General features: G+C 72.1%; 4 protein-coding genes and 1 pseudogene. 4 read left to right on the top strand and 1 reads right to left on the bottom strand.

What is annotated here, in order from left to right; all coding sequences use genetic code 11:
• Positions 1–354 (top strand): annotated as a pseudogene (locus BI06_RS18545) (prepilin peptidase); the annotation flags it as partial.
• Positions 355–504: 150 nt separating this feature from the next.
• Here BI06_RS18545 and BI06_RS18540 read toward each other — a convergent pair.
• Positions 505–2,124, bottom strand: coding sequence for a chitinase (locus BI06_RS18540; RefSeq protein ID WP_043469203.1), 1,620 nt, complete (start codon positions 2,122–2,124; stop codon positions 505–507).
• Between the two features lie 418 nt (positions 2,125–2,542).
• Here BI06_RS18540 and BI06_RS18535 point away from each other — a divergent pair, with 418 nt between their 5' ends.
• The 3 genes from BI06_RS18535 (at position 2,543) to BI06_RS18525 (ending at position 6,253) form a co-directional block, all read left to right on the top strand.
• On the top strand, positions 2,543–3,337 hold the full coding sequence (locus tag BI06_RS18535) for an isoprenyl transferase (RefSeq protein ID WP_078880489.1): 795 nt from the start codon (positions 2,543–2,545) through the stop codon (positions 3,335–3,337).
• Between the two features lie 345 nt (positions 3,338–3,682).
• Complete coding sequence (locus tag BI06_RS18530) at positions 3,683–5,017, top strand: PhoH family protein (RefSeq protein ID WP_030397078.1); 1,335 nt, start codon at positions 3,683–3,685, stop codon at positions 5,015–5,017.
• Positions 5,018–5,482: 465 nt separating this feature from the next.
• Entirely contained in the window at positions 5,483–6,253 is a 771-nt protein-coding gene (locus BI06_RS18525) for a transglycosylase SLT domain-containing protein (RefSeq protein ID WP_030397079.1), read from the top strand.
• The last annotated feature ends 254 nt before the right edge of the window (positions 6,254–6,507 follow it).

The following is a 6,507-nucleotide window of genomic DNA, read 5'->3' as shown; positions in this document are numbered from 1 at the left end:
CTCGCGCTGCTGCTGACGGTGCTGGAGCTGGTGGACGGCAGCCCGGGGACGCTGCTGCGCTGTCTGCTGGTGGCGCTCTCGGCCGGGGCGCTGTTCGAAGTCCCGGTCCAGCTGGGGCGGATGGGCCCGGGGGACACCGTGCTGGCGCTCGGCCTCGGGGCGCTGCTCGGCCGGTACGGCTGGACCGCCGCGCTGGCCGGCCTGGCCGCCTTCGTGCTGCTGGCCGGGCTCTGGTCGGTCGGCGTCCTGCTGGTGGCCCTGGTGCGGCGCCGGCCGGTGCGGGGCCGGGAGGTGCCGCTGGGTCCGTTCATGCTGCTCGGCACCCTGGTGGCGGTGCTCGGGCACTCCGGTTGAGCCGGGCGGGGCCCGGGTCCGCCCGGGGCCGCCCGGATCCACCGGGGAAAGCGGACGGGCCCGCCGTACCGGTCGGGTACGGCGGGCCCGGCGCCGGCGCGCCGGCCCCACCCTCAAGGGGAGGCGCGCCGTGGGGGTGAGGTCCTCTGGCTACGGCATCTGGTGGACGAACGGGCCGACCGTGTTGGAGAAGGAGTTCCCGTTGACGGAGTCCCAGTTGGTGGACCAGGTCATCGCGCCGCGGATGGTCGGCCACTTGGCCGGCGGGACGAAGCTGCCGCAGTTCTTGCCGGTGGCCAGGCAGTCCAGCGCGTTGTTGACGACGCTCGGCGCGACGTAGCCGCCGCCGGCCGCCTTGCTGGAGGCCGGGACGCCGATGCCGACCTGGTCGGGCCGCAGGCCGCCCTGGATCTGGGTGCAGACCTGCGAGGTGATGAAGTCGATGGTGCCCTGGGTGTAGACCTTGCCGTCGCAGCCGTTCATGCCGCCCGAGTTGTAGAACTGGGTGTTGACGACGGTCAGGATGTCCTTGGTGTTCAGCGCCAGCTGGAAGTAGGCGCCCGCGGTGGAGTACATCCCGATGGTCTCCGGGGCCATCGTCAGGACGAAGCCGGGGCCGACCTTGGACTGGAGGCTGTGCAGGGCGTTGCCCATCTGGGTCGCGTTGACCCCGTTCTCCAGGTCGATGTCGATGCCGTCGAAGCCGTAGTCCTTGATGACGGCGTAGGCGGTGTCGGTGAAGGCCTGGGCGGCGGCCGCGTCGTTGACCGAGATCGCGCCGTTCTGGCCGCCGATGGAGAGGATGACCTTCTTGCCGGCCGCCTGCTTGGCCTTCACGTCGGCGCGGAACTGGGCGTCGGTGTAGCCGCCGAGACCGGCCGAGAGCTCGGCGTCCAGCTTGAAGGTGATGGCGCCGGGGCGGTTGGCGACCGAGTCGGCGAAGGACACCGCGATGATGTCGTACGCGCTCTGGACGTCGCTCAGCTTCTGGAGGTTGTTGCCCTTGTTGTCGAAGTTGTGCCAGTAGCCGGTGACGACGTGCTTGGGCAGGCCGGTGGTCGGGTTGCCGGTGCTGGTCGCGGTGGGCGTCGGGGTCGCGGTCTGGGTCGGCGTGGCGGTCGCCGTGGGGGTGGCGGTCGCGGTCGGGGTCGTGGTCGCCGTGGGGGTGGCGGTCGCCGTGGGCGTCGGCGTGGGGGTGACCGTGGGGGTGGCGGTCGGGCTCGGGGTGGAGGTGCCGCCGGGGCCGCTCAGCACCACGTCGTCGGCGAGGTAGGCGCTCTGGCCGTACCAGCCGTGCAGGTAGACGGTGACGCTCCGGGCGCTCGCGCCCGTGGTGAAGGTGGAGGAGAGCTGGTTCCAGCTGTTCTGGTTGGACCAGCTGCTCGGGTCGGTGCCGCCGGTGCCGCGGGCGCCGAGGTAGACGTAGGGGCCCTGGACCCAGGCGCTCAGGGTGTAGCTGGTGTTGGGCAGCACGCTGATGGTCTGCGTGCACTCGGCGGTGTCCGCCGCGCCCGGGGTGGCCTGCAGCGCGCCCGAGCCGGAGTGGACCGGCGTGGTGACCGCGCTCGCGGAGCCGGTACAGGTCCAGCCGCCCAGCGAGCCGTCGAAGCCGCCGTTGGCGACGAGGTTCCCGGCGGCCGCGTTGGCACCCCCGGCGAAGAGGGCGAGGCCGGTGCCGGCCAGGGCCAGGGCGGTGGCGCCGGCCGCGAGGGCCGGGACGGGGCCGCGGCGGCGCTTGTGCGACGCGGGCCGGTTCAGCGTACGGGCCATGGAGGTGCGCTCCTGTGGGGGAGGAGCGGCCGCCGCGGTGGGGGGCGCGGCGGCCGCGTGTGGGGGAGGGGAGGTCCGCAGTACTGCCTCGAGAGGGGCGGTTCCGGTACGCCGTTCCGCCCTGGCACAAAAGCTGGACTAGACCATTGGGGGTCGTCAAGCATTGAACCGTCGGCTTACGGATTCCTTAAGGAAGGAGAGACCGTTCCGTATCCGGCCGCCGGGCGTTCCCCCGGCCGCCCCCGGGGCGCCGCGCGGGTACGTTCCGGCCATCCGCGCCCGGCCCGCGGCGACAGAGTCCGCACAGGACCGTGACCCTCCCGCGACCTGCGGCTTTCCCTGCCGCCACAGCGCGGGAGTAGGCTGCGCCGGGGGTTCTGAAGCACCCGCTGAAGTGAGCACGGAGGGGCCGAAAACCATGGGTCTGCGCGATGTCGTCGAACGCACGCCGGGTCTGCGCGTCCTGCTGGACGGGATGTACGGCCTCTACGGTCGCCGGGTCGAGGTGCACCTCGCCCGCACCCCGCACCACATCGGGGTGATCCTCGACGGCAACCGCCGGTGGGCCAAGGCGACCGGCGGCTCCACCGCGTACGGCCACCAGCGCGGCGCCGACAAGATCAGCGAGTTCCTCGGCTGGTGCGACGAGACCCACGTCAAGGTCGTCACCCTGTGGATGCTCTCCACCGACAACCTCTCCCGACCGGCCGACGAACTGGTGCCGCTGCTCGGCATCATCGAGGACGCCGTCACCGGCCTGGCCGCCGCCCGCCGCTGGCGGGTCCACCCGGTCGGCGCGCTGGACCTGCTGCCGCAGCACACCGCCGACGTCCTGAAGCGCGCCGCCGACGAGACCGCGGGCATCGAGGGCATCACGGTCAACGTGGCCGTCGGCTACGGCGGCCGGCACGAGATCGCCGACGCCGTCCGCTCGCTGCTCCAGGAGCACGCCGGCCGGGGCACCTCGATCGAGGAGCTGGCCGAGGTCCTGGACGTCGAGCACATCGCCGAGCACCTGTACACCAAGGGGCAGCCCGACCCGGACCTGGTGATCCGCACCTCGGGCGAGCAGCGGCTGTCCGGCTTCCTGCTCTGGCAGAGCGCGCACAGCGAGTTCTACTTCTGCGAGGCGTACTGGCCGGCCTTCCGCAAGGTGGACTTCCTGCGGGCGCTGCGCGCCTTCGAGCAGCGCAACCGGCGGCTGGGGCTCTGACCGGGGGCGTCGGCCCCGCGACGGGGAGCGGCGTCTTCGCGAGCCGGGGGCGGTGCCCTCGCGACGCGTCCGGGAGCAGTGCCCGCCGGGGCGACGGGGAGCGGTGTCCGCCGGAGTGACGGGAGTGGCGTCCGCCGGGGCGTCGGGATTGACCGCCGTAAGAGCTGGCCTACCCGGTGGCAGGGCGAGGCCAAACGTTCACCCGCAATGATCCGTCAGTTCTCCGGGGGCGCGAATGCACCGCCCCCCGCCTGGGAATACTCCGATCAGACCGGCTCCGAGGCCACCGGGGCAGCGGGGCCGGCTTGCCGCGGATGACGCAGGGTCATCCGCCCTGGAGGCCTAGTGGTCAGTTCCAAGAGCCGCCGGACACCAGACCGGCGGACGTACGTTCTCGACACCAGTGTGCTGCTGGCGGACCCGCTGGCGATGACCCGTTTCGAGGAGCACGAGGTCGTCCTCCCCGTGGTCGTGGTCACCGAGCTGGAGGCCAAGCGGCACCATCCGGAGCTGGGCTACTTCGCCCGCCAGGCGCTGCGGCTGCTCGACGACTTCCGGATCCGCTTCGGGCGTCTGGACGAGCCGATCCCGGTCGGCGAGCTCGGCGGCTCCATCCGGGTCGAGCTCAACCACTCGGACACCTCGATACTGCCGGTCGGCTACCGGGCCGGCGGCGGCGAGGCCGACACCCGGATCCTCGCGGTCGCCCGCAACCTGCAGGCCGAGGGGTACGACGTCACCGTCGTCTCCAAGGACCTCCCGCTGCGCATCAAGGCGTCCTCGGTGGGCCTGCTCGCCGAGGAGTACCGCGCCGAGCTCGCGATCACCTCCGGCTGGACCGGCATGGCCGAGCTGCACGTGGCCGCCGACGACGTGGACGCGCTGTTCGCCGCCGGCCACGACGCCGGCGTCGATGTCACCGGCGCCGACGAACTGCCCGTGCACACCGGACTCGTCCTCACCTCCGAGCGCGGCAAGGCCCTGGGTCGCGTCACCGGCGACGGCCGGGTGCGCCTGGTGCGCGGCGAGCGCGAGGCCTTCGGCCTGCGCGGGCGCAGCGCCGAGCAGCGGGTGGCGCTGGACCTGCTGCTGGACCCGGAGGTCGGGATCGTCTCGCTGGGCGGTCGGGCCGGTACGGGGAAGTCGGCGCTGGCGCTGTGCGCGGGGCTGGAGGCGGTCCTGGAGCGCCAGCAGCACCGCAAGGTGATGGTGTTCCGGCCGCTGTACGCGGTCGGCGGCCAGGAGCTGGGCTACCTGCCGGGTTCCGAGTCGGAGAAGATGAGCCCCTGGGCGCAGGCGGTCTTCGACACCCTGTCCGCCGTCACCACCCCGGACGTGATCGAGGAGGTCATCTCCCGGGGGATGCTGGAGGTCCTGCCGCTGACCCACATCCGGGGGCGTTCCCTGCACGACGCCTTCGTGATCGTGGACGAGGCGCAGTCGCTGGAGCGCAACGTCCTGCTGACGGTGCTCTCCCGGATCGGCCAGGGCTCGCGGGTGGTCCTCACCCACGACGTCGCCCAGCGCGACAACCTCCGGGTCGGCCGCTACGACGGCGTCGTCGCCGTGGTCGAGAAGCTCAAGGGCCACCCGCTGTTCGCCCACATCACCCTGACCCGCTCGGAGCGCTCGCCGATCGCGGCGCTGGTGACGGAGATGCTGGAGGACGTTCAGCCCTGATCCGGACTTTCCGGACTTACCGGAATCCAATGGGCAGTTAGGGACAAAACAGTCAATTCCCGGTATAGGGCCCGCTCCTGAGGGAGCGGGCCCTTGTCCCTTTCATCACATCGAGTGCTTTCTGTCCGGTGAACGCCAGTACGGTGAATGTGACATCCGCCACGCAACAGGGAATTGCGTCGACAGTGCCCGGTGCGGCATGGTGAGGGTTCTGTCAGGCCCCGCGTACGGCATGGCAGGGCTTCCGGGAGACCGGAGGTCCGGCCCGGACGGTCCACCAACTCCGGTCAGTGGACGCACAATTGAAGACCTGAGCCGTACGCCGCCCGATCACAACGCCCGGTCGCCTCACCTCGACCGGACGCCGGGTCAGTACCTCCCGTGACCAGCACCGTACGGAGGGCAGCGCCAAGGGGCATGTTGCGCCTGTACGGTCACGCGTGGGCGATGCTGGAAGGAATCCATGTGACTCGGATCTCGGTCCGGGGAGTCGCTGTCGCCTCCGCCACCGCCGTCACCGCTGTCGGCGCCGTGGTTGGTATGGGCGCGGGCAGCGAGGCAAAGACGACGCAGACGGTCGACGTCGCCGGCGCGACGCTGCTTGCCGAAGTCCCCTCCGGCGCCCAGGCGCAGACCATCAGCGACAACATCGGCTCGCAGGCGACCGCCCAGCAGGCCGCTGCCGACGCCGCCGCCAAGGCTGCCGCGGAGCAGAAGGCCGCCGAGGAGGCAGCGCGCCAGCAGGCCGCCGCCGAGGCGCAGGCCAAGGCCGACGCCGCCGCCAAGGAGGCCGCCGACGCTGCCGCCAAGGTCGAGGCGGACAAGGCCGCGAAGGCCGCCGAGGAGAAGCGGAAGGCCGACGAGGCCGCCGCGAACCGCTCCAAGGCGCGTTCGGCGATGGCCGCCACCGACAGCACCCCGGCTACCCCGCCGGTCTCGGTCAGCCCCGGTTCGGTGCAGGAGCTGGCCCAGCAGATCATCGGCAGCGACTCGCAGTTCCAGTGCTTCAGCCAGATCGTGAAGCGCGAGAGCGGCTGGAACTACACCGCCACCAACAAGAGCTCCGGCGCGTACGGCCTGGTCCAGGCGCTGCCCGGCTCGAAGATGGCCTCGGCCGGCGCCGACTGGCGCACCAACCCGGCCACCCAGATCCAGTGGGGTCTCGGCTACATGAACAGCCGCTACGGCAGCCCCTGTGGCGCCTGGTCGTTCTGGCAGTCGCACCACTGGTACTAGGAACGCCCGCCGCGGCCCCCCGATCACGATCGGGGGGCCGCGGCGTTTCGCTTTTCCGGGCCCGTCGGTCTGCTTGCCTCTTGCTCTGTCGGCCCGTTGGCCCGTTGGCCCGGTCGCCCGTCGGTCCGGGGAGCGGGCCGCGCCGCCCGGGTGGCGCTGACCATTGCGCCACGGGCGGTGCGGTCCTGGCGCGGACGCGGGGACGGGGAGGGGTCCTGGTGACTCCCCGCCCGTCCGGTCCGCCGACAGTTGGC

Source organism: Kitasatospora sp. MBT66, from assembly GCF_000710405.2.
Lineage (GTDB): Bacteria > Actinomycetota > Actinomycetes > Streptomycetales > Streptomycetaceae > Kitasatospora > Kitasatospora purpeofusca.
Note: the sequence above shows the minus strand (reverse complement) of the source record. Positions and strands in the feature narration are given on the sequence as shown.